At 65.4% G+C, this 20,258-nt stretch carries 22 protein-coding genes; 17 read left to right on the top strand and 5 right to left on the bottom strand.

Features of this window, described 5'->3' with window-relative positions; genetic code table 11:
• Position 1 precedes the first annotated feature (1 nt).
• The 3 genes from arsC to ACVIJ6_RS27440 all read left to right on the top strand — a co-directional run bounded on the left by arsC (position 2) and on the right by ACVIJ6_RS27440 (position 2,218).
• Positions 2-406 (top strand): arsenate reductase (glutaredoxin), encoded by a 405-nt coding sequence (gene arsC, locus ACVIJ6_RS27430; protein WP_456775268.1) that lies wholly within the window; start codon positions 2-4, stop codon positions 404-406.
• Between the two features lie 40 nt (positions 407-446).
• The gene (locus tag ACVIJ6_RS27435) at positions 447-1,721 is read left to right on the top strand and encodes an adenylate/guanylate cyclase domain-containing protein (protein ID WP_456775269.1); all 1,275 of its coding nucleotides are present in this window, start codon (positions 447-449) and stop codon (positions 1,719-1,721) included.
• Positions 1,722-1,783: 62 nt separating this feature from the next.
• The gene (locus tag ACVIJ6_RS27440) at positions 1,784-2,218 is read left to right on the top strand and encodes a universal stress protein (protein WP_456775270.1); all 435 of its coding nucleotides are present in this window, start codon (positions 1,784-1,786) and stop codon (positions 2,216-2,218) included.
• 1 nt (position 2,219) lies between these two features.
• On the opposite strand, the gene ACVIJ6_RS27445 is transcribed toward ACVIJ6_RS27440, so the two are convergent.
• Complete coding sequence (locus ACVIJ6_RS27445; protein ID WP_456775271.1) at positions 2,220-3,446, bottom strand: MFS transporter; 1,227 nt, start codon at positions 3,444-3,446, stop codon at positions 2,220-2,222.
• A gap of 262 nt (positions 3,447-3,708) precedes the next feature.
• Here ACVIJ6_RS27445 and ACVIJ6_RS27450 point away from each other — a divergent pair, with 262 nt between their 5' ends.
• Positions 3,709-5,091: an Nramp family divalent metal transporter gene (locus tag ACVIJ6_RS27450; protein ID WP_456775272.1), complete on the top strand. Its 1,383-nt coding sequence runs from the start codon at positions 3,709-3,711 to the stop codon at positions 5,089-5,091.
• Between the two features lie 80 nt (positions 5,092-5,171).
• Here the strand turns inward: ACVIJ6_RS27450 and ACVIJ6_RS27455 are convergent, their stop codons facing one another.
• From ACVIJ6_RS27455 to hemB, 3 genes are all read right to left on the bottom strand, one after another.
• On the bottom strand, positions 5,172-5,948 hold the full coding sequence (locus ACVIJ6_RS27455) for an arginyltransferase (RefSeq protein WP_012044672.1): 777 nt from the start codon (positions 5,946-5,948) through the stop codon (positions 5,172-5,174).
• 91 nt (positions 5,949-6,039) lie between these two features.
• The gene (locus tag ACVIJ6_RS27460; RefSeq protein ID WP_456775273.1) at positions 6,040-6,582 is read right to left on the bottom strand and encodes an RDD family protein; all 543 of its coding nucleotides are present in this window, start codon (positions 6,580-6,582) and stop codon (positions 6,040-6,042) included.
• Between the two features lie 116 nt (positions 6,583-6,698).
• On the bottom strand, positions 6,699-7,760 hold the full coding sequence (gene hemB / locus ACVIJ6_RS27465) for a porphobilinogen synthase (RefSeq protein ID WP_456775274.1): 1,062 nt from the start codon (positions 7,758-7,760) through the stop codon (positions 6,699-6,701).
• A 229-nt stretch (positions 7,761-7,989) separates the two neighbouring features.
• Here hemB and ACVIJ6_RS27470 point away from each other — a divergent pair, with 229 nt between their 5' ends.
• The 13 genes from ACVIJ6_RS27470 to ACVIJ6_RS27530 all read left to right on the top strand — a co-directional run bounded on the left by ACVIJ6_RS27470 (position 7,990) and on the right by ACVIJ6_RS27530 (position 18,925).
• Complete coding sequence (locus tag ACVIJ6_RS27470) at positions 7,990-8,457, top strand: DUF6163 family protein (RefSeq protein WP_456775275.1); 468 nt, start codon at positions 7,990-7,992, stop codon at positions 8,455-8,457.
• A gap of 360 nt (positions 8,458-8,817) precedes the next feature.
• Complete coding sequence (gene ldtR, locus ACVIJ6_RS27475) at positions 8,818-9,330, top strand: transcriptional regulator LdtR (RefSeq protein WP_456775276.1); 513 nt, start codon at positions 8,818-8,820, stop codon at positions 9,328-9,330.
• A 205-nt stretch (positions 9,331-9,535) separates the two neighbouring features.
• Positions 9,536-9,760: a hypothetical protein gene (locus tag ACVIJ6_RS27480; RefSeq protein WP_456775277.1), complete on the top strand. Its 225-nt coding sequence runs from the start codon at positions 9,536-9,538 to the stop codon at positions 9,758-9,760.
• Positions 9,761-9,778: 18 nt separating this feature from the next.
• Entirely contained in the window at positions 9,779-10,000 is a 222-nt protein-coding gene (locus ACVIJ6_RS27485; protein ID WP_257165651.1) for a hypothetical protein, read from the top strand.
• Between the two features lie 109 nt (positions 10,001-10,109).
• On the top strand, positions 10,110-10,565 hold the full coding sequence (locus ACVIJ6_RS27490) for a hypothetical protein (protein WP_456775278.1): 456 nt from the start codon (positions 10,110-10,112) through the stop codon (positions 10,563-10,565).
• 186 nt (positions 10,566-10,751) lie between these two features.
• Entirely contained in the window at positions 10,752-12,056 is a 1,305-nt protein-coding gene (glyA, locus tag ACVIJ6_RS27495) for a serine hydroxymethyltransferase (RefSeq protein WP_456775279.1), read from the top strand.
• Between the two features lie 14 nt (positions 12,057-12,070).
• Positions 12,071-12,556 carry a transcriptional regulator NrdR gene (gene nrdR, locus ACVIJ6_RS27500; protein WP_006612773.1) on the top strand — a complete coding sequence of 162 codons (486 nt, stop codon included), beginning with the start codon at positions 12,071-12,073 and terminating at the stop codon, positions 12,554-12,556.
• Positions 12,553-13,704: a bifunctional diaminohydroxyphosphoribosylaminopyrimidine deaminase/5-amino-6-(5-phosphoribosylamino)uracil reductase RibD gene (ribD, locus tag ACVIJ6_RS27505; protein ID WP_456775280.1), complete on the top strand. Its 1,152-nt coding sequence runs from the start codon at positions 12,553-12,555 to the stop codon at positions 13,702-13,704. The genes nrdR and ribD overlap by 4 nt, the downstream gene beginning before the upstream one ends.
• Positions 13,704-14,312 (top strand): riboflavin synthase, encoded by a 609-nt coding sequence (locus ACVIJ6_RS27510; protein ID WP_456775281.1) that lies wholly within the window; start codon positions 13,704-13,706, stop codon positions 14,310-14,312. Before ribD ends, ACVIJ6_RS27510 begins: the two co-directional genes overlap by 1 nt.
• Positions 14,313-14,492: 180 nt before the next feature.
• Complete coding sequence (gene ribH, locus ACVIJ6_RS27515) at positions 14,493-14,984, top strand: 6,7-dimethyl-8-ribityllumazine synthase (RefSeq protein WP_456775282.1); 492 nt, start codon at positions 14,493-14,495, stop codon at positions 14,982-14,984.
• A 1-nt stretch (position 14,985) separates the two neighbouring features.
• Positions 14,986-15,495: a transcription antitermination factor NusB gene (gene nusB / locus ACVIJ6_RS27520; protein WP_456775283.1), complete on the top strand. Its 510-nt coding sequence runs from the start codon at positions 14,986-14,988 to the stop codon at positions 15,493-15,495.
• A gap of 103 nt (positions 15,496-15,598) precedes the next feature.
• Complete coding sequence (gene thiL, locus ACVIJ6_RS27525) at positions 15,599-16,600, top strand: thiamine-phosphate kinase (protein WP_456775284.1); 1,002 nt, start codon at positions 15,599-15,601, stop codon at positions 16,598-16,600.
• 204 nt (positions 16,601-16,804) lie between these two features.
• Positions 16,805-18,925, top strand: a complete 2,121-nt coding sequence (locus ACVIJ6_RS27530; protein WP_456775285.1) for a sodium-translocating pyrophosphatase — start codon at positions 16,805-16,807, stop codon at positions 18,923-18,925.
• A gap of 89 nt (positions 18,926-19,014) precedes the next feature.
• Here ACVIJ6_RS27530 and ACVIJ6_RS27535 read toward each other — a convergent pair whose 3' ends face one another.
• Complete coding sequence (locus tag ACVIJ6_RS27535; RefSeq protein ID WP_456775286.1) at positions 19,015-20,094, bottom strand: DUF2336 domain-containing protein; 1,080 nt, start codon at positions 20,092-20,094, stop codon at positions 19,015-19,017.
• Between the last annotated feature and the right edge of the window lie 164 nt (positions 20,095-20,258).

The raw sequence follows: 20,258 nt of genomic DNA on the forward strand, positions 1-20,258 counted from the left end.
GATGCCTGTGACGATCTATCACAACCCCGCCTGCGGCACGTCGCGCAACACGCTGGCGATGATCCGCGCGTCCGGCGAGGAGCCCGAGGTGATCGAATATCTCAAGACGCCCCCGAGCTGGGAGCAACTGATTGCGCTCATCAACGCCATGGGGGTGAAGGTGCGTGACGTGTTGCGCGAGAAGGGCACGCCCTATGCGGAGCTCGGGCTCGGCGATCCCAAATGGACCGACGATCAACTGATCGAAGCGATGCTGGCCCATCCGATCCTGATCAACCGGCCGATCGTGGTGACCGGCAAGGGAGCGCGGCTGTGCCGTCCTTCGGAACTCGTTCTCGACCTGCTCGATCATCCGGTCACGTCGTTCACCAAGGAAGATGGCGAGCGGGTGACCTGGCCTGCCTGATCAGGCGCTCGCATCTTGAACGCGTCGGTGAGTTGAGAGCATGGACATCGCGGCCCGCCTCGATCTGATCAACTGGCTCGTCGCCCAGAGCCTCACCGGCGTCACCGAGAACGACATTCTGCGCGGCTTCTGCGAACGCTGCCGCGCTGCCGGGCTCGATCTGTCGCGCGGCCTCGCCTTCATCGACACATTGCACCCGATCTTCGAAGGACGTGGCTTTCGCTGGAACGAGATCGCCACCAACGAGTCCGACAGTTTCGAATATGGTTCCAGCAATGACGGCGAGGCGGCGCAGAACTGGCGGCGCTCGGTGTTCCACCACATGCTGGAAAAGGGACATGACGAGCTCAGCATCGATCTGACCGATTGCGCGCATCTCGATTTCAACATGATCCACGATCTGTCGGCCAAGGGGCATCGGCACTTCCTGGCCTTCGTGCACCGGTTCGGCGAGGCCGGCACGCTGGGCCAGATGGACTGCTTCTATTCCTATTGGCTGACCCGGCGCGACGGCGGCTTCAGCGAGCTGCAGCTGGCCGCGCTCCGCGACCTGATTCCGTTGCTCGCGCTGACCATCAAGTCCGCCCAGCAGGTCGACATCGTGCGCACGCTGGGACGGGTCTATCTCGGCCGCGACGCGTCCGAGCAGGTGCTGCGCGGCCGCATCTCCCGCGGTGTCACCGAGCGCATCAATGCGGTGCTCTGGTTCTCCGACCTGCGCGGCTCGACCGCGATCTCCGAGAGCATCGCGCCCGACGAGATCATTCCGCTGCTCAACGATTACGCGGAGGCGTCCATCGATGCGATCTATGAAGCCGGCGGCGACGTGCTGAAGCTGATCGGCGACGGCGTGCTGGCGATCTTCGCCGGCGGCGACATGAGCGCAGCCCGCCAGGCCGCGCTGCGCGCCGAACATCGATTCCGGCTCAATATCGCCAGGCTCAATGCCCGTCGCACCGGCGAAGGACGGCCGGTCACCTCGGCCTATGTCGGCCTGCATGTCGGCGAGGTGTTCTATGGCAATATCGGCAGCGAGGACCGGCTCGACTTCACCGTTGTGGGGCCCGCCGTCAACGAGGTCAGCCGCATCGCCTCGATGTGCCGCTCCGTCGATCACGAGCTATTGGCCTCGTCGGAGTTCTGCGAGGGGCTTGATCCTGAGGGGCGCCGCTATCTGGTGTCGACCGGCCGCTATGCGCTGCGGGGTATCGGCCGCGCGCAGGACCTGTTCACGCTCGATCCGGAGATCGCGGCGAGCAGACCTGCGACCAAGGCCTACGAGAACTACCTGGCGGACGAGTTGTCGCAGCCTTGACCCACGTCAATGCCCGCCAGCGTCGAGTCTGCCCAGCATCGGAAGCCGGGGAGATGACGCTCATGTACACGCATATCTTGCTTCCGACCGACGGGTCCGATCTGTCCAAGGCCGCTATCAAGCACGGTGTCGCGCTCGCGAAGGCCACTGGCGCCAAGATCACCGCGTTGGTCGTATCGACGCCGCTGCACTCGCTGGTGGTCGATCCGCACGCCGCCACCAAGGCGCTGGCGCAATACAAATCGCTGGTCGCGGCTCAGACCGCGAAATATCTCGACCATGTCAAAGAGGATGCGGAGCAGGCCGGCGTCGCCTGTTCCACGCTCTGCGTCGAGCATGACAAGCCCTATGAGGCGATCGTTGACGCGGCGCGCAATGAGGATTGCGACCTGGTGCTGATGGCCTCGCATGGCCTGCGCGGCGTCTCGGCGATTCTCGGCAGCGAGACCTTGAAGGTGCTGACGCATTCGACCGTGCCGATCCTGGTCTACCGCTAGATTAGGCCGGCTGCGGGGCGGGCTGCTGCGGGATCGCGATCGCCGGCGAGGTCAGGATGACCAGGGCCTGCAGGCCGAAGATCGCGGCCGCGACGTAGAGGCAAGCGTCGGCGCCGTAGCGGCCGCCGATGATCGCCCCGAGCAGCGAGCCCAGCGGACGGGCGCCGTAGCTCAGGATGTTGATGGCGGAGACGCGCCCGAGCAGTCCTGCCGGTGTCACCGACTGCCGCAGCGTGGTGGTCGAGATCACCCAGAGGATCGGCCCCGCGCCGAGCAGGAAGAAGCTGAGCGCCGCCAGCGAAGGGGAGGGGACGAATGTCGTCAGCGCCATCACCAGCGCCGCGGCGAAGCCGGTGACGGGCCCAAGCCCGATCACCGTGCCGAACGGGAGAAGCCGCAGGACACGCGTTGCCAGCAGCGCGCCGCACACCATGCCGACGCCGAACATCGACAGCACCGTGCCGATGCCGCCGGCCGCCAGGCCAAGCCGATGCACCGCATAGGGCACGAACACGGCCAGCAGCAGGAAATGCGCAGTGTTGAAGATGAACTGCGTCACGAACACCGGTCGCAGCAGCGGATGACGCAACACGAAGGCCGCGCCCTCGCGGAGGTCGGCGAGCGGATGGCGGCGGGGCGCCGGTGGGCGAACCGGCTCCGCGATTCCGGCGAGGCACAGCGCCGCGATCAGCGACAACGCTGCGGCGCAGCCGAAGGCGGGAACTCCGCCGATCCAGCCGACCAGCATGCCGCCGAGCGCGGGCCCGGCGGCGAAGGCGATGGTGCGGGCGAGCTCGATCCTGGCATTCGCGGTAGCGAGATCGGCCGGAGCCACCAGGCTCGGCACCATGGCCGGCGCGGCCACGCTGAACACGACCGTGCCGCACACCGCCGCGAAGCCGAGCGCGGCCAGCAGCGGCAGTGTGAGCATGCCGCCCGCAAATGCCAGGACGATCATGAGCAGGGCGAGTGCGCGCAGCGCCTCTGCCGAGGTCATCAGCAGCCGTCGCGGCATGCGGTCGGCGAGCAGGCCGGCCGGAATGGCGAACAGCACGAAGGGCGCGGTCAGCGCCATCTGCAGCAGGCCCGTCGCGCCCTCACCCACGCCGAGTGCAAGCACCGCAACGATCGGCGCGGCGGCGAGCGCGATCTGCTCGGCCGATTGCGCGACGAGGTTGGACCAGGCGAGGCGATGAAAGCCTGGGGGCAGGGCGGACGCGCGATGCATGACAAGGAACCTGACGTGATGATGCCTCGCCATCATCGACGTGGGAGGTCTGCGCGCCCACCCGCTTTCCGACCGCGCCGCAGGAGTCTCTCAGCCGAGGAGGGGCGAATGGATGCGCCGACATGATCCGGCGGAGCGGCCATGATCAATCCGCCGCATCATGGTATCGAGGTACCTCAGATCCCCGTTGCCGGACTGTCCTGGAAATGCCTGCTCTTGCAAATAAGTTGCATTAAATGTCGGTTTCGTTCAGGATAACATCATGGACGCAAAACCGTCAGACCTCTCCCCCGTGCACGCGATGGCCTCGCCGAGCGACGGCCACGCCGGAGCCGGCTGGCGCAGCGAGCGGGGCGACCCCTCGCTCGGCAACATGTTCGCATCGGTGCGCACCAGCGCCAAGGGGTCGCTCTGGCGCAAACTGGTCGCCTTTCTCGGCCCGGGCTATCTGGTCGCGGTCGGCTACATGGATCCCGGCAACTGGGCCACATCGCTCGCCGGCGGGTCCAAATTCGGCTACGTGCTGCTCTCGGTCGCGCTGCTGTCCAACATCATGGCGATCGTGCTGCAATCGCTGTGCACGCGGCTTGGCGTCGGCACCGGCCGGGATCTTGCCCAGGCCTGCCGCGATTCCACGCCGCGCTGGGTGTCGGTGCCGCTGTGGTTGTCGGCGGAGATCGCGATCACGGCGACCGATCTTGCCGAAGTGATCGGTACGGCGATTGGTCTCAGCCTGCTGTTCGGACTGCCGCTGTCGATCGGCGTCTGCGTCACGGCGCTCGACGTCTTTCTGATCCTGGCGCTGCAAGCCTTCGGCTTCCGTTGGATCGAGGCCTTCGTGGTCGCGCTGCTCGGCATCATCGCGCTGTGCTTCGCGATCCAGATCGCCATGGCGCAGCCGGACTGGGCGCAAGTGATCAAGGGCTTCGTTCCGAGCGGGCAACTGCTCGCCAATCCGGAGATGCTCTATCTGGCGCTCGGCATTCTCGGTGCGACGGTGATGCCGCATAATCTCTACCTGCATTCCGGGCTGGTCCAGACCCGCGGCTATGGCGACAGTCTCAAGGAGAAGCGCGAGGCGATCACGCTGTCGACGATCGACTCCACGATCGCGCTGTGCCTGGCGCTGACCATCAACGCCTCGATCCTCATCCTTGCCGCGGCGACGTTCCACCGTACCGGCCAGCATGACGTGGCCGAGCTCGACCAGGCGCATTCCTTCCTGGCGCCGCTGCTGGGCTCGACGCTGGCGCCGACGCTGTTCGCGATCGCGCTCTTGTGCTGCGGTCTGAACTCGACGATCACGGCGACCCTCTCCGGGCAGATCGTGATGGAGGGCTTTCTGCATTGGCGCATTGCGCCGTGGCTGCGCCGGTTGATCACGCGCATGATCGCGATCGTGCCGGCCGTGGTGGTGACGATCTGGGCCGGCGAGAAGGCGACGGGGCAGCTGTTGATCCTCAGTCAGGTCGTGCTCAGCCTGCAACTGCCGTTTGCCGTCGTGCCGCTGGTCCTGATCACGGCGAGCCGCGCCAAGATGGGACCCTTCGTCGCGCCGCGCTGGCTGACGGCGATCGCAACCGTGATCGCGATCGCCATCATCGGGCTGAATGCCAAGCTGGTGTGGGATCTGGCGACGGGATAGAGGCGGGTAGGCGAATGGCGAATAGGGAGTAGCGAATAGGGCGGTTCGAGTGATCTACTCGCTAATCGCTACTCGCCCTCTCACTCCTGCGGCTCCGGCGCCGTGTGGCCCTCGTCATCCACGCGCAGCCAGCCGGCGGCCGCCAACCGCTGCTGCGGCAGATAGCGGCTCTTGTAGTCCATCTTCTTCGAGCCCTCGATCCAGTAGCCGAGATAGACGTAAGGCAGCCCCTGGCGCCGGGCGCGCGCGATGTGGTCGAGGATCATGAAGGTGCCGAGCGAGCGCGTGGTCTCGGATGGGTCGAAAAAGGAATAGACCATCGACAGCCCGTCGCTGAGCACGTCGGTCAGGGCGACCGCGATCAACTCGCCACCCCTGGCGTTCGGGCCGTTGCTCAGATTGCGGCGGCGGTACTCGATGATTCGCGTCTCGACATGGCTGTCCTCCACCATCATGGCGTAGTCGAGCACCGTCATGTCGGCCATGCCGCCATGACGGTGGCGCTGATCGAGATAGCTGCGGAAGATCGAATATTGTTCCGAGGTCGGCACGGCGCTGCGTTGCTCGCCGACCAGATCCGAATTGCGCGCGAGCACCTTGCGGAAATTGCGCGAGGGGCGGAATTCATTGGCAATCACGCGGACCGACACGCAGGCCCGGCACTGGTCGCAGGCCGGCCGATAGGCGATCGACTGGCTGCGGCGGAAACCGCCATGGGTCAGAAGGTCGTTGAGATCGGTCGCTTTGTCACCGACCAGATGCGTGAACACCTTGCGCTCCTGTCGCCCGGGTAAATACGGGCAGGGCGACGGCGCGGTGAGATAGAATTGCGGGGTGTCACGCGAATGCTGGGTCAAGGAACGTCGCGAGCCTCCGAGGCGATCGTGAACAGAATTGCGCTCCGAAGGCGGCCGGTCAATCGCTTTTGATGCGCCACGTCAGGTCTCGCTAGGTGCGCGCGGGTTGAGCGAGCTGCGCCCGCACCGAGGTGTTGATCACCACGGTTCCGAGCACGAAGTCGTGGAGCAGTCGCCGGCGTCTGTTGAACAGTCCGACAAGCAGGACGAAAGGCGAGAGCACGGACACCGAGATCCAGAAGCACACCGCGTGCACTGCACCGAGCACAAAGTAGCCCGGCGCGCCGTACCAGGTCCTCAACTCCAGATCCATGGCCCGCATGCCGATTGTCGCCGAGTTCGGGCCGCCGATGGTTGCGCTGTAATAGACGATCGCCCAGATCACCGAGGCCGGCGACACCAGCCAGAACAGTGCCCAGCCGAGACCGAGCGTGATCAGGCCGAACACCGCGATGAAGATCACGGCCAGGATCACGGGGACTGCGAGCACCAGCAGATCGATCAGGAACGCGATCATGCGCCGCGTCAGTACGCCGCGAAACAGCTCCGGCTGCAGATAGGGATCATAGGCGTGCGGGCGAATCTCGGCACCGCCGCCGGACCAGCCACCCCTCTCCGGGTCCGTATACGCCATGGATGCATCCTCCCAAATTGGCAACGAGGACATGGGAACCCCCGCGGCGCTTGCAAGAGGCGATCCTTGGACACTCCACGGCGAATTTCTGGCGTTTTCGCGTCGTGGCGCGCCGGTCAGCGATGCTGCTGGCGAAGCCGCTCGGCCGCTTGAGGTGCAAAATAGGTCAGCACGCCATCGGCTCCGGCACGCTTGAACGCGAGCAGGCTCTCCATCATCGCCCGGTCACCATCGATCCAGCCATTATTGGCCGCCGCCGCGATCATCGCGTATTCGCCCGACACCTGGTAGGCGAAGGTCGGCATGCTGAACGTGTCCTTCACGCGCCTGACAACGTCGAGATAGGGCATGCCCGGCTTCACCATCACCATGTCGGCGCCCTCGGCGATGTCGAGCTCGACCTCGCGCAGCGCCTCGTCGGTGTTGGCGCTGTCCATCTGATAGGTGCGCTTGTCGCCGGTCAGCGTCTTGGCCGAGCCGATCGCATCGCGGAACGGGCCGTAGAAGGCGGAGGCGTATTTGGCCGCATAGGCCATGATCTGCACATCGAGGAAGCCAGCCTGGTCGAGCGCCTGGCGGATCGCTCCCACCCGGCCGTCCATCATGTCCGATGGCGCGATGATATCGCAGCCGGCCTCGGCCTGGACCAAAGCCTGGCGCACCAATACCGCGACGGTCTCGTCGTTGAGGATCCGGCCATCCTTGATCAGGCCGTCATGGCCATGGCTGGTAAACGGGTCGAGCGCGACGTCGCACAGCACGCCGATGTCCGGGAATTCCTGCTTGATCGCGCGCACCGCCTGGCAGACCAGATTGTCGGGGTTGCAGGCTTCTGAGCCGTGCTCGTCGCGCAGCGAGGGCTCAGTATAGGGGAACAGTGCGATGCAGGGAATGTCGAGCTTGGCGGCGCGTTCCGCATCGCGCACGATCTCGTCGACGCTCAGCCGTTCCACGCCCGGCATCGAGGCGACTGTGCTGCGGGTCCGGTCGCCCTGGACGACGAACAGCGGCCAGATCAGGTCGTCGGTCGTGAGGACGTTCTCACGCACAAGGCGACGCGCCCACTCGGCCTTGCGGTTGCGGCGCGGACGTATGGTCAGATCGAGCGCTGGCTGAGCCGTGGTGGTGTTGCGCGCGACGTCGCGCAGGTCGATCGGGCGCCCGAATTTGATCGCCATGGGGTGCTGGCTCCTTGAGCTGGCCGGCGAGCCGGAGGATTTGATTTGTTGTAATTCCAACAATGTCTATCACCTTGTGCGCGCCCCGTCACTTGACCTGACGCAAGCTGCCCGGTTGATTTGCCGCCCGGTTGGTTTCACGGTCCAAGCCGGCCCAGAATCGCCATTCTCCTGATCTTGAGAGCCTCCATGATGCCCATGATGACGCGCCACATCCCGTCGAGCCGCTATGCCTGAGATCCCTTCGGCGAGAGATCTGGCCCGCGACCACGCCGCCATGTCGGTCGCGGCCCTGTCCTCGGAGCGGCGTGACAGCGACGAGAATATCTGGACGCGCCGCCTCGTGCTGTTCCTGCGGGTCATGGCGATGCTGTCGATCGCCAAGGGGCTGTACCATTGGGCCCAGGTGACCGGGTTCATCGGCGGCGAGGACGACGCGTTCGAGAACCAGGCCATGGCCTGGCAGGCGGCGACGGTCTATTTCGCGGTCATCGAACTCGTCGCTGCGGTTGGCCTGTGGCTGGCCACCCCCTGGGGCGCGGTGGTGTGGCTCACCACGGTCGTGTCCATGGCGGTGATCGAGCTGATGTTCCCGGGAATCTATGGCGGCAGCCTGCTGGTGGTCGCGGGCGAGGCGGGCATGCTTGCCGCCTATCTGGTGCTGGCCTGGATGGCCGCGCGCGAGCGGCCACCATAGGTGGTGCGGTAAATTCGTTGCACGTTGTAAATATTCTCAGCGCGATGCAAGTAATGTTTCGAACACCTTAAGATCGTTTGCCACAGCTGTTACAGAGACCTTAGCGGCGGCAAGCCCACCTGTTTTGGAATGCAACAGGGGGGTGAAACAGAGCGCGAACATCGCGCGTCGACCGTCAACGGATACTTGCAAAAGCTGCTGTATTTACAGGCTTAAAAGAGGATTCACTCTCCGCGATTCATTCTCTCTTTATGCTCTTATTTAAGGCGATCTTCAAAGCACCCCTCTTAAGTTCGTTCTATCAGACGGGACAAAAGTTTCGTCGAATAAGTCGACAAAAACGACGACAGGGGAAGTGTCATGATGAAAGCCGTTGCGACGGCCGTGGAGACTGCTGCGCCCGGCCAGGGCGGCACCGTGCAGTCGCTCTATCTGGAAGCCCTGACGCTGGTGGAGCGGCTGCATCGCCGCCTGCTCGACGTCATCAAGGACGAGTTCGATCGGCGCGGCCGTTCCGACATCAACTCTGTGCAGGCGCTTCTGTTGTACAACATCGGCGACAAGGAGCTGACCGCGGGCGAGCTGCGCACGCGCGGCTATTATCTCGGCTCCAACGTCTCCTACAATCTCAAGAAGCTGGTCGAGCTTGGCTTCCTGGATCACCAGCGCTCCCGCGTCGATCGCCGTTCGGTTCGCATCCGCCTGACGCCGCAGGGGCAGGAGATCCGCCGCATCGTCGACTCGCTGTATCAGAAGCACGTCAAGACCGTGGAGCAGGTCGGCGGCATTTCGAGCGAGGAGTTCGCCACGCTCAACAAGTCGCTGCATCGTCTCGAGCGGTTCTGGACCGACCAGATCCTGTATCGCCTCTGAGGCGTTCACCTTGTTTCGGCTGAGCCGGCGTCGAAGATCAAGACCGGAGAGCTGATCATCATTTGAGTTCGATTTCGCGTCGGCCCGATCGGGCCGGCGTTTTTTCTTTGTTCGCCCGATCTGATCATTCGCTGTTGCGAGAAACGGTCGTTCCGAGCTGGAACCAATCACGCCTTCCGGACTTGTCCCCGCCGGAGGTCGCATCATGCTGCACGATCAGGGAATGCAGGTCATGAACGTGGAGCTGGTCAGCGACGCCTATGCGATCGCGGCCAACTATCTGCGCCTGTCGGGGGCGATCCCGGACACCATCGCGCCGGACGAACGGCTCGTCGACATCATCGTTCATCTGGTTCACCGCGGAGAGTTCAACAAGCTCAGGCTCGCGAACAGGGCGATCTCGATGTTCGAGATGGCTCCGTCGGCCTGACCATCAAAAGGGGATGATATGGAAGCCGCCATCGATCGCATCATGCACACTTATGACCTGCTGGCGAACCGCACGGCTGCGGCGAGCGCGGAGGCGCGCCAGAAGGTCAGCGCCTACATCCAGACCCTGTTCGAAGCGGGTGAGCGCGACCCGCATCGCCTGACCGTGTGCGGCCTGACTTACTTGCGTCAGCTCGATGGGCGCGTCGATCCGGTGAAGGCGGGCTACACCGGCCTGTAATTCCTGCGCGAGATTGCGCGCGCCGAGCGCTTGCGGGCCTGTTCCAACAACCTGTATGAGACCGTCTGGTCTCATACAGGTTGTTTGTTTTGGGGGGCACATGTTCGGGATGTCACGCGTCGTTTTCGTACCGCTGTTGATGATCGCGACCTGCTCGCAAAACGAAACTCCGGCGACCGGTGCGGCAGCGCCGGTGGCTGCGGCCGCACCGGTGATGGTAGAGACCCCAACCAAGGTCGGCGAATGCGCGGAGCGGACGATCGCCGAAATCAGCGTGTCCTACGCAGACGGCCCCAATGACCGGCTCCCGAGCAAGCGGCCCAAGCCCGGCAAGGACCGCGGCAGCTATGTCCGATACACCAACAAGGATACCCAGGTCTCTCGAGAGTGGAACGCGGCGCTGGCGCATTCCAAGGTCGGCGACCGCGTCCGGATGTGCCTGGTCTCGTTTCCCAAGGATTGTCCGCCCGGCGACAATCGCGGCCGCGTCCATGAGACCACCAATCTGAGAACGAACGAATCCTGGACCATGCAGGATGATCCCCATATCTGCGGCGGAGCCTGAGGGACCGGGCTTGCTCTGCCGCTCGTCCACCATATCTGGCATAATGGCCTGGACTGACCCGCAACGGCTGGCCTGTCCCTTGGCCTGCCGCCGCCCGTATGGTAAGGGCAGGGGATCTTTCCGACCGCCTTCACTGAACCGACCGCAGGCCACTTAAGGCCTTGCGGACGTGGAGATATTCCGCCGATGACCGCTTCCAGCGCCAAGCCCGCTTCGTCAGTCGATTCCTTCTTCTCCGCCACTTTGGCCGAGGCCGATCCCGAGATCGCCGCCGCGATCAAGGGTGAACTCGGTCGGCAACGGCACGAAATCGAGCTGATCGCCTCGGAAAACATCGTCAGCCGGGCGGTCCTGGAGGCCCAGGGCTCGGTGATGACCAACAAATACGCCGAAGGGTATCCGGGCGCGCGCTATTATGGCGGCTGCGAATGGGTCGACGTCGCCGAGAACCTCGCGATCGATCGCGCCAAGAAGCTGTTCGGGGCCAATTTCGCCAACGTCCAGCCAAACTCCGGCAGCCAGATGAACCAGGCCGTGTTCCTGGCGCTGCTGCAGCCCGGCGACACATTCATGGGCCTCGACCTCGCCGCCGGCGGCCATCTGACCCACGGCTCGCCGGTCAACATGTCCGGCAAGTGGTTCAAGGCCGCGCATTACACCGTGCGCCGCGACGACCACCTGATCGACATGGATGCGGTGGCGAAGCAGGCCGAGGAGGTCAAGCCGAAGCTGATCATTGCCGGCGGCAGCGCCTATTCGCGCCCGTGGGACTTCAAGCGCTTCCGCGAGATCGCCGACAGCGTCGGCGCCTACCTCCTCGTCGACATGGCGCATTTCGCCGGCCTCGTCGCCGGTGGCGCCCATGCCTCGCCGGTGCCGTACGCCCACGTCACGACGACGACGACCCACAAGTCGCTGCGCGGTCCGCGCGGCGGCCTGATCCTGTGGAACGACGAGCAGTTCACCAAGAAGCTGAACTCGGCGATCTTCCCGGGCCTGCAGGGCGGTCCGCTGATGCATGTGATCGCGGCCAAGGCGGTGGCGTTTGCCGAGGCGCTGCGGCCGGAGTTCAAGACTTACGCGAAGAACATCGTCGAGAACGCGAAAGCGCTGGCGGAATCGCTGCGCGCGCAGGGGTTCGACATCGTCTCCGGCGGCACCGACAATCATTTGATGCTGGTCGATCTTCGGCCGAAGGGGCTGAAGGGCAACGTCTCCGAGAAGGCGCTGGTTCGTGCCGGCATCACCTGCAACAAGAACGGCATCCCGTTCGACCCCGAGAAGCCGTTCGTCACCTCGGGCCTGCGGCTCGGCACCCCCGCTGCGACCACCCGCGGCTTCGGCGTCGCCGAGTTCCAGCAGGTCGGTAGCCTGATCGCCGAGGTGCTGAACGCGATCGCGCAGGCGCCGGACGGCAGTGCGCCGCTGGTGGAAGCCGCGGTCAAGGACAAGGTGAAGGCGCTGACCGACCGGTTCCCGATCTATCAGTAAGGCTTGACGCCCCAATGCGCTGCCCGAGCTGCAACAGCCTCGATACGCAGGTGAAGGACTCCCGCCCCACCGAGGATTCCTCGGTGATCCGGCGGCGGCGGGTCTGCGTCACCTGCAACTTCCGCTTCACGACCTTCGAGCGGGTGCAGCTGCGCGAACTCACCGTGATCAAGCGCAACGGCCGCCGCGTGCCGTTCGACCGCGACAAGTTGATGCGATCGGTGCAGATCTCATTGCGCAAGCGCTCGGTCGATCCGGAGCGCGTCGAGAAGATGGTGTCGGCGATCGTGCGCGAGCTCGAGAGCGGCGGTGAATCAGAGGTCTCCTCGGAGGCGATCGGCGAGATCGTGATGGAGCATCTGCGCGATCTCGACGACGTCGCCTATGTCCGCTTCGCCTCGGTCTATCGCAATTTCCGCGAGGCCAAGGATTTTGAGGCCGTGCTCGGCGAGCTCTCCGCAGAGGACGAAGCACCGCGCCTGGCGCCGGTCCGCAAATGATCTTCCGGGTCCTGGTCGATCAGGTCGGCGAGAAGCTGAAGGCGCAAAAGGACGCCGACCGCCGCTTCATGCAGCTGGCGCTCGCGCTCGGCCGTCGCGGGCAGGGGCGAACCTGGCCCAATCCGGCCGTCGGCGCCGTCGTGGTCAAGGATGGCGTCATCATCGGCCGCGGCTGGACGCAACCCGGAGGTCGGCCGCATGCCGAGCCGGAGGCGCTTCGGCGCGCCGGTGCGGCCGCCAAGGGCGCCACGCTCTATGTCTCGCTCGAGCCGTGCTCGCATTTCGGCAAGTCGCCGCCTTGTGCCGACGCGGTCATCGCGGCCGGCATCAGCCGCGTCGTATCCGCGATCGAGGATCCCAATCCAGAGGTCTCGGGGCAGGGCCATGCGCGACTCCGTGCTGCCGGCATCCAGGTCGAGGTTGGCCTGTGCTCGGCGGACGCCAAGCGCGACCATGCCGGCTTTTTCCGCCGCATCCGCGACGGCCGGCCGCATGTGATCCTGAAGCTGGCCGTCTCCGCCGACGACAAGATCGCAGCCGCCGGCAACAAGCCGGTCGCGATTACCGACGAGGCGGCCCGGACGCGCGTGCATCTGCTGCGCGCCCAGAGCGATGCCATCCTGATCGGGGTGCGCACGGCGATTGCCGACGATCCGCTCCTGACCTGCCGGCTGCCGGGCATGGAGGCCCGCTCGCCGGTGCGTGTGGTGCTCGATCCGATGCTGCGGCTTCCTGCCTCGAGCCGTCTGATGCAGTCGGCGCGCACCACGCCGCTCTGGCTGGTCGCCTCCGAGGTTGCAGAGCCGGCCACGGCGACCCGCCTGGGAGCCGCCGGCGCGCAGGTGATCCGCGTGCCGCCGCAGGCCGACCCGTCGGCGTTGGAGCCGCCGGCGGTGCTCAAGGCGCTCGCCGAGAAAGGCATCACCCGCCTGATGATCGAAGGCGGCAGCCGCGTAGCATCTTCTTTCATGCAAAGCGGCCTGGTCGATGAAATCTGGCTCCTGCGTGGGACCGGCGAGATCGGCGCCGACGGCATCGCTGCGCTGGACGCATTGCCGCTGACCGCAATCACGCAGTCGCCGGCCTATCGCGTTCGTGCTAGCGAAACGCTCGATCAGGACACCCTCACGATTTACGAGCGCGCGTAATGTTCACCGGCATCGTCACCGACATCGGCGAGATCGTCAGCCTGACGCCGCGGACCGAAGGCAAGCTGCACCGGCTGCGCATCGCGTGCAGCTATGGCCAGACAACCATTGCCGATGGCGCGTCGATCGCCAACAACGGCGTCTGCCTCACGGTTGTGCAGTCCGGCACATCAGACGGAAAGACCTGGTTCGAGGTCGATGCCGCCGCCGAGACCTTGGCGCTGACGACCGCGAAGCACTGGCGTGTCGGCACGAAGCTCAACCTGGAGCGGGCGCTGAAGATCGGCGACGAGCTCGGCGGCCATATCGTCTCGGGCCACGTCGACGGCATCGCCACCATCGTCAGCTGCGAGAACCTGCCGGACATGGCACGGTTCGTTTTCAAGACGACGCGCGAACTGGCGCGCTTCATCGCCACCAAGGGCTCGATCACCCTCGACGGCGTCTCGCTCACGGTCAACACCGTGGACGATCTGACCTTTTCGGTCCTGATCATTCCGCATACGCTCTCGGTCACCACGCTGTCGTCCTGGCAGGCCGGCAGCGATGTCAATATCGAGGTCGATCTGATGGCGCGCTACGCCGCGCGCCTGACGGAAATGAAGTAACGCCCCCGCCAGGGGCCTTTCAGTCTTGGCTTTGCCGGCTGTCGCGCCTACAAGGCCAGCCCTCACGGTGAGGCGGCGCAGCGCGCCCCGATCCGCGAGGCCGATTTCATCTTCCCCTTCGAGACGCGGCGAAAACGCCGTTCCTCAGGGTGAGTCACCTGTGACAATGGAAACAGAACCATGGCAGACGCACGGCGCGCGCCGCTCAAAGACCAGACCGACATAACCGGCGCCCGGGCGCTGATCGTGGAGGCCCGCTTCTACGACGACATCCAGGATGCGATGCTCGAAGGCGCCACCGCCGAGCTGAAGGCGGCCGGCGTGAGCCATGATGTCCTGACCGTGACCGGCTCGCTGGAAATCCCCGCGACCATCGCGATCGCCCTCGATGCGGCCGCACAGAACGGCAAGCCCTATGATCTGGCGATCGCGCTCGGCTGCGTGATCCGCGGCGACACCATCCATTTCGAGATCGTGTCGCAGGAATCCTCGCGGGCGCTGATGGACCTGTCGGTGGCACGCGGCCTGCCGCTCGGCAACGGCATCCTCACCGTCAATACCGAGGACCAGGCCTGGGCGCGCGCCCGAGTCTCGGAGATGAACAAGGGCGGCGATGCCGCCCGCGCCGCGCTCGCCGTGCTGCGCATCAAACGCCGTCTGGCGCGAGGCTGACATGGCCGAGAGCAGCAACAAGCCGTTCAGGGGCCCGGTCAGAACCAACGACCGCAAGGCCAACCGCCGCGGTGCGGCGCGACTCGCCGCCGTCCAGGCGCTCTACCAGATGGACATTGCCGGCGCCGGCATCAATGATGTGCTGGCCGAGTTCGAGAGCCATTGGCTCGGCAACGAGGTCGAGGGCGAGCAGTATCTGCCCGCCGAGGCGGCCTTCTTCCGCGACATCGTCTCCGGCGTGGTGCGCGACCAGACCAAGATCGATCCCGTTCTCGACGCCGCGTTGGAACGTGGCTGGCCGCTGCAGCGGATCGAGGCCATCCTGCGCGCCGTGCTGCGCGCCGGCGCCTACGAGCTGGAGCGCCGCAAGGACGTGCCGGCGAAGGTCGTGGTGTCCGAATATGTCGACATCGCCCATGCTTTCGTCGAGCGCGACGAGACCGGCATGGTCAATGCCGTGCTGGAGCAACTGGCGCGGCAGTATCGCGCCGACGAGATGGGGCCGAAGTAGGTTTCCGTCATTGCGAGCGCAGCGAAGCAATCCAGGGCTGCGGACGGGACTCTGGATTGCTTCGCTGCGCTCGCAATGACGACCGCGGGAGCAGGATCGCAGAATGTCGGGCAGCCCAGACACCCCCTCCGGCGAAGACTCCCTGATCGCGCGCTACTTCAAGCCGCTGGCGACTGATCCCGGCGCCTTCGACCTGGTCGATGACGCCGCCATCATCCCTGCCGATGGTGACGATCTGGTCGTCAACACCGACGCCATCGTCGAAGGCGTCCATTATCTGCCCGATGATCCGCCCGAGACCATCGCGCGCAAGGCGTTGCGGGTGAACCTGTCCGATCTTGCCGCCAAAGGCGCCGTCCCGGCCGGCTTTGTTCTGACCCTTGCGCTGCGACAGAAGGACGAGGCTTGGCTGAGTGCCTTCGCGCGCGGGCTCGGCGAGGATGCCGCAGCCTTCGGCTGCCCGCTGCTGGGTGGCGACACGGTGTCGACCCCTGGTCCGGTGATGATCTCGATCACGGCTTGGGGCCGGGTGCCCAAGGGACGGATGGTGCACCGCTTCGGCGCCCGCCCCGGCGATCGGGTCTGGGTCACGGGAACGATCGGCGACGCGATGCTCGGGCTTGCCGTGTCGAAGGGCGGGCCGGCGGCTGCCGCCCTGGCCGACGATCCCGCCGCGCGGGATATGCTGATCGGCCGCTATCGCGTGCCGCAGCCGCGTCACTTGTTAGCTGTGCCGGTGAGGGAGCTTGCGACCGCCTCGATGGACGTCTCCGACGGCCTCGCGGGGGATCTGTCCAAGCTCTGCGCCGCGTCGCGCGTGAGTGCCGACATCGCTTTGTCGCAGGTGCCGATCTCATCAGCAGCGGCAAAGCTTGTGACTGCGGGCTATCACCAGCTCGAAGGCCTGATCTCCGGCGGCGACGATTATGAGATCGTCTGCACTGTTCCCGCAGCGCGATGCGCCGCTTTTTGCGCTGCGGCCGCAGTGGCTGGCGTGGCTGTCGCCGACATCGGGGTCATCGTCGAAGGACCCGACGCACCGCGCTTCCTGGATGAGCAGGGGCGTCCGGTGGTCTTGAAACAGCGGTCCTACAGCCACTTCTGACATCTATTCGCAACCGCACATTGCGACCAAAGAAGCGTCTGAATTTGGAGCGGTTCAGGCGTCGCGGCGTTGCGTCATGATGGCGATTTTGGCAAGGTCTGGGACGTTCGAGGCGGCTCCGCCCGGGGCGGCCTGACAAGGGGGCGTGCGTCGCACAACCGCGGCGTGTCGTAGTTAGAAAAAGCAAAGAGCCGAGGAAACTAAATGTCAGCTTTATGGGTGATCGTGCTCTGCGGAGCGCTGTCGATCGTCTATGCGATCTGGGCCACACAATCCGTGCTCAGCGCCGACGCCGGCAATGCGCGGATGCAGGAAATTGCGGCTGCCGTGCGTGAGGGCGCGCAGGCCTATCTTCGCCGCCAATATACGACGATCGGAATTGTCGGCGTCGTGATCTTCGTGCTCCTGGCCTATTTCCTCGGCATGCTTGTCGCGATCGGCTTTGCGATCGGCGCGATCCTCTCCGGCGCGGCCGGCTTCATCGGCATGAACGTGTCGGTGCGTGCCAACGTCCGCACCGCGCAGGCGGCCATCACCTCGCTCGCCGGCGGCCTCGAGCTGGCCTTCAAGGCCGGCGCGATTACCGGCCTGCTGGTGGCCGGCCTCGCGCTGCTCGGCGTCACCATCTACTTCGGCATCCTCACCGGCTTCATGAAGCTCGCGCCCGACAGCCGCACCGTGATCGATGCGCTGGTCGCGCTCGGCTTCGGCGCCTCGCTGATCTCGATCTTCGCCCGTCTCGGCGGCGGCATCTTCACCAAGGGCGCGGACGTCGGCGGTGACCTCGTCGGCAAGGTCGAAGCCGGCATCCCCGAGGATGATCCGCGCAACCCCGCGACCATCGCCGACAATGTCGGCGACAATGTCGGTGACTGCGCCGGCATGGCGGCCGACCTGTTCGAGACCTATGCAGTGACCGCCGTGGCCACCATGGTGCTAGCGGCGATCTTCTTCGCCAAATCGTCGCTGCTCGCCAACATGATGACTTTGCCGCTCGCCATCGGCGGCATCTGCATCATCACCTCGATCGCCGGCACGTTCTTCGTCAAGCTCGGCGCCAGCCAGTCGATCATGGGCGCGCTGTACAAGGGCCTGATCGCGACCGGCGTGCTGTCGCTCGCCGGCCTTGCCATCGCCATCGCCTGGCTGATCGGCTTCGGCAAGCTCGACGGCGTCGACTACACCGGAACCGCTTTGTTCGTGTGCGGCGTCGTCGGCCTCGTCGTCACCGGCCTGATCATCTGGATCACCGAATACTACACCGGCACCGACTTCCGTCCGGTGAAGTCGATCGCGGCGGCCTCGGTCACCGGTCACGGCACCAACGTGATCCAGGGCTTGGCCATCTCGATGGAGGCGACCGCGCTGCCCGCCATCGTGATCATCGCCGGCATCCTGATCACCTACAGCCTCGCCGGCCTGTTCGGCATTGCGATCGCGACCACGACGATGCTGGCGCTGGCCGGCATGATCGTCGCGCTCGACGCCTTCGGCCCGGTGACGGACAACGCCGGCGGCATCGCCGAGATGGCCGGACTGCCCAAGGAGGTGCGCAAGTCCACCGACGCGCTCGACGCCGTCGGCAACACCACCAAGGCGGTCACCAAGGGCTACGCGATCGGCTCGGCCGGTCTCGGCGCGCTGGTACTGTTCGCGGCCTATAACCAGGACCTGCAGTTCTTCATCGCCGACTCTGCGCATCATCCCTATTTCGCGGGGATCAAGCCGGACTTCTCGCTGAACAACCCCTACGTCGTGGTCGGCCTCTTGTTCGGCGGCCTGTTGCCTTATCTGTTCGGCGCCATGGGTATGACCGCGGTCGGCCGTGCCGCCGGCGCGATCGTCGAGGAGGTGCGCCGGCAGTTCCGCGAGAAGCCGGGCATCATGCAGGGCACTGACAAGCCGGACTATGGCAAGGCCGTCGACCTGCTGACCAAGGCGGCGATCAAGGAGATGATCATCCCCTCGCTGCTGCCGGTACTGTCGCCGATTGTCGTCTACTTCCTGATCTATGCGATCGCTGGCGGCGGCGCGGCCGGCAAGTCGGCGGCGTTCTCGGCGGTCGGCGCCATGCTGCTCGGCGTCATCGTCACCGGCCTCTTTGTGGCGATCTCGATGACATCAGGCGGCGGCGCCTGGGACAACGCCAAGAAGTATATCGAGGACGGCCATTTCGGCGGCAAGGGCTCGGATGCGCACAAGGCGGCCGTCACCGGTGACACCGTCGGCGATCCCTACAAGGACACGGCGGGCCCCGCGGTCAACCCGATGATCAAGATCACCAACATCGTGGCGCTGCTGCTGCTGGCGATCCTCGCGCACTGAAGCCGCGCGACGTCCCTGACACAACAAAAACCCCCGCGGTGCGCGAGCCGCGGGGGTTTTCATTGTCTCTCGTTGCGTCGTGTCGCCGGCTACTCCGCCGCGCGTTGTTTCGTTCGATAGCTCTGCAGCGTGCTCTGGGCGGCGCGCGGCTGCAGCTGCGAGAAGCTCGCCAGATGCTGGTCGAGCTGCGGGCGCGAGCTGCCGCTGACATGGGCCTGCATGAACAGCAGCGTCGTCGTCGTCACCCAGGACAGGTCGAGCGCCTTGGCCAGCACCAGCAGCTGGTCCGGTTGCTTGCGTGCGAAGGCGCGCTCGACGATGTCGAGCGGCAGCTTGCACATCAGCGACAGCGCCAGGGTGACCTTGTCGAAGCTGCCTTCCTTGGCGAAGCCATGCAGCTGGGCCTCGTGGAGCTGCCCCGAGGCGTGCAGCAGCTCGACATAGGCCTTGGCATTGGCAAAATCGACCGAATGCGCACGAGCATTGGCCTGGAGCTGATCGGACGCTTGCGCCACCGCGAGCTCGACGATCTCGGCCCGCGTCGCGTCGGTCGCAAGCTGATTGCGCACGGCATCGGAGGCTTCGACGAACAGCCGGACCAGCACCTCGCGCGGGCTGTCGGGCCTGCTCCAGAGCTTCATCGCCAGCGCCGGATCGTCGGACGCCTTCGTCACGAGGCCGGAGAAGCCGTGATCGGAGAATCGCGCGCCGCCATTGTTGGCGGTGTTCGCGACCACGGCCTGATCGCCGCGATCGACCAGAACGTCGGTGACGGCTTCGGTCAGGATCTTGCGGCCGGAGATCGCCAGCAGGTGCTCCTGGCCGCGTGTTTGCGCGGTGGCGACCAGTGTCTGCTCGTCGAGCCGGTCGCTTGCGCGCAACACCGGACCGGCGACGGCGATCGTCTCGTCATTGGCAAGCAGCTTGATGAGGCGCGGCGGCGCGTCGGGCAGTACGGCGAGCCGGCTGCCGAGTTCGGCCCGCGCCGCGACCGCGACATTGTCGAGCAGCTTGAACAGCACGTGGTCGAACAGATCGACGTGCTCCTCGTTGAACTTGCCCGAGCCAACGACGAACAGATCGGTCACGCGCGCGAGGATGTCGGCGCGTCGGGACACGTAGCGGCTGGCGAGGATGTCTTCGAGCTGATGAAGGACGGTGTTGGGCAAGGCACGGGCTCACGCGATGGACGGCGCCGGTGCCTGCCCCTCGGACGGTGATCGGGCCGCCCTTGAAGGTTGTCGGCCCGGCATCCGTAGATGGTATCTTGCAACCAGATCAAAGACACGCGGCCGCCATCTATCGCATCCCCTCGCTTAAGGTGCCGTTACAC

This window comes from Bradyrhizobium sp. USDA 4369, from assembly GCF_054056435.1.

Bases quoted from the DNA above. Each gene is read 5' to 3' on its own strand.
- arsC (WP_456775268.1), top strand. From the start codon at position 2: ATGCCTGTGACGATCTATCACAACCCCGCCTGCGGCACGTCGCGCAAC.
- ACVIJ6_RS27435 (WP_456775269.1), top strand. From the start codon at position 447: ATGGACATCGCGGCCCGCCTCGATCTGATCAACTGGCTCGTCGCCCAG.
- ACVIJ6_RS27440 (WP_456775270.1), top strand. From the start codon at position 1,784: ATGTACACGCATATCTTGCTTCCGACCGACGGGTCCGATCTGTCCAAG.
- ACVIJ6_RS27445 (WP_456775271.1), bottom strand. From the start codon at position 3,446: ATGCATCGCGCGTCCGCCCTGCCCCCAGGCTTTCATCGCCTCGCCTGG.
- ACVIJ6_RS27450 (WP_456775272.1), top strand. From the start codon at position 3,709: ATGGACGCAAAACCGTCAGACCTCTCCCCCGTGCACGCGATGGCCTCG.
- ACVIJ6_RS27460 (WP_456775273.1), bottom strand. From the start codon at position 6,582: ATGGCGTATACGGACCCGGAGAGGGGTGGCTGGTCCGGCGGCGGTGCC.
- hemB (WP_456775274.1), bottom strand. From the start codon at position 7,760: ATGGCGATCAAATTCGGGCGCCCGATCGACCTGCGCGACGTCGCGCGC.
- ACVIJ6_RS27470 (WP_456775275.1), top strand. From the start codon at position 7,990: ATGCCTGAGATCCCTTCGGCGAGAGATCTGGCCCGCGACCACGCCGCC.
- ldtR (WP_456775276.1), top strand. From the start codon at position 8,818: ATGATGAAAGCCGTTGCGACGGCCGTGGAGACTGCTGCGCCCGGCCAG.
- ACVIJ6_RS27480 (WP_456775277.1), top strand. From the start codon at position 9,536: ATGCTGCACGATCAGGGAATGCAGGTCATGAACGTGGAGCTGGTCAGC.
- ACVIJ6_RS27485 (WP_257165651.1), top strand. From the start codon at position 9,779: ATGGAAGCCGCCATCGATCGCATCATGCACACTTATGACCTGCTGGCG.
- ACVIJ6_RS27490 (WP_456775278.1), top strand. From the start codon at position 10,110: ATGTCACGCGTCGTTTTCGTACCGCTGTTGATGATCGCGACCTGCTCG.
- glyA (WP_456775279.1), top strand. From the start codon at position 10,752: ATGACCGCTTCCAGCGCCAAGCCCGCTTCGTCAGTCGATTCCTTCTTC.
- nrdR (WP_006612773.1), top strand. From the start codon at position 12,071: ATGCGCTGCCCGAGCTGCAACAGCCTCGATACGCAGGTGAAGGACTCC.
- ribD (WP_456775280.1), top strand. From the start codon at position 12,553: ATGATCTTCCGGGTCCTGGTCGATCAGGTCGGCGAGAAGCTGAAGGCG.
- ACVIJ6_RS27510 (WP_456775281.1), top strand. From the start codon at position 13,704: ATGTTCACCGGCATCGTCACCGACATCGGCGAGATCGTCAGCCTGACG.
- ribH (WP_456775282.1), top strand. From the start codon at position 14,493: ATGGCAGACGCACGGCGCGCGCCGCTCAAAGACCAGACCGACATAACC.
- nusB (WP_456775283.1), top strand. From the start codon at position 14,986: ATGGCCGAGAGCAGCAACAAGCCGTTCAGGGGCCCGGTCAGAACCAAC.
- thiL (WP_456775284.1), top strand. From the start codon at position 15,599: ATGTCGGGCAGCCCAGACACCCCCTCCGGCGAAGACTCCCTGATCGCG.
- ACVIJ6_RS27530 (WP_456775285.1), top strand. From the start codon at position 16,805: ATGTCAGCTTTATGGGTGATCGTGCTCTGCGGAGCGCTGTCGATCGTC.